The sequence below is a fragment of the Pseudotabrizicola sediminis genome, assembly GCF_004745575.1.
Classification (GTDB): Bacteria; Pseudomonadota; Alphaproteobacteria; order Rhodobacterales; family Rhodobacteraceae; genus Pseudotabrizicola; species Pseudotabrizicola sediminis.
The window spans coordinates 1-1192 of record NZ_RPEM01000047.1 but is presented as its reverse complement, the minus strand read 5'-3'; the positions used below and the strand labels follow the sequence as shown (position 1 = coordinate 1192).

Annotated in this window: 2 pseudogenes; one reads left to right on the top strand and one right to left on the bottom strand. The window is 57.0% G+C overall.

The window, feature by feature from the left end:
- Positions 1 to 319: pseudogene (locus EEB11_RS19225) on the top strand (DDE-type integrase/transposase/recombinase); the annotation flags it as partial.
- A gap of 394 nt (positions 320 to 713) precedes the next feature.
- Here the strand turns inward: EEB11_RS19225 and EEB11_RS19220 are convergent.
- Positions 714 to 1037: pseudogene (locus EEB11_RS19220) on the bottom strand (transposase); the annotation flags it as partial.
- Positions 1038 to 1192 lie beyond the last annotated feature (155 nt).

The following is a 1192-nucleotide window of genomic DNA, read 5'->3' as shown; positions in this document are numbered from 1 at the left end:
GCCCTGCGATCCCCGCCTCGGGGCTGCATCTTCCACAGCGATCGCGGCAGCCAATACTGTTCGCATGACTATCAGAGGGTCCTGCGCGAGCATGGGTTCAAGGTGTCGATGAACGGCAAGGGCAATTGCTAGGATAACGCCGCCGTTGAGACCTTCTTCAAGACGATCAAGGCCGAACTGATCTGGCACCGCACGTGGGAGACCCGACGCCAGGCCGAAACCGCCATCTTCCAACACATCAACGGCTTCCATAACCCGCGCCGTCGGCACTCAACATTCGGGAAAAAGCCTCTTGGCCTTCGAACGCCAAGTGGCCTAAATGAGCACTGGGGGCGGCACAAATACGTGACAGGTCCATCATGCCTTTTGCATCTAAACCGGGCTAACCATGCCCTCGGCGGCTGGCTCTCGGCGCTTGAGGCGCGAACGCACCGCAACAAGGCCGTGGTCGCCTTGGCCAACAAGCTGACCCGGATCGTCTGGGCCATCCTGACCAGGCCCGGCACTGTCTATTTGCAGTCGAAAGGCACAGCGACAAGCTAACCCCTTCACCGCAAAACAGATTGCAGGGGACGTGATGACCAAACGGTTGATCGACCACGGGTAAGCCACGCGCAAAAAAACGGGACACGATCCCGCGCCACTAATCTGGAACCCGAGGGGCGGATCTCATCAAGGCCTTGTCGCCAAAAGCGGCTGACTGATCAGAGGCCGGATACATTTACGCAAGCCGGTGCGTCACCCACGAAAACCTTGCAATAGCTGGGCGGACCATACATTTTTCCAAGGGCTTCCTTGAGCAAATCCGCCTGCATGCTGAGGTCAGCATACATCCGCTTCAGCCTGCGGTTCTCGTCCTCAATGGCCTTCATCTGGCTGATCAGGGACGCATCCATGCCGCCATACTTCGCCCGCCATTTGTAGAAGGACGCGTTGCTCATGCCATGCTCGCGGCACAGCTCGGCCACCGGCACACCGCCTTCGGCCTGCCGCAGGATCGCGATGATCTGCGCCTCGGTGTATCTGTTTGTCTTCATTCAGAATCTCCTCGTTCATCTTGCCGAGAAAATTCTACTTATGAAGCCCCTTACTTTCGGGGAGGATTACCAAAGGGAAAGCGTTCCAACTCGCTAACTAATTCCGCAACCTGTTCTCATGATCGCTGTCAACCCCTTGTTTCATAGCAAATAAT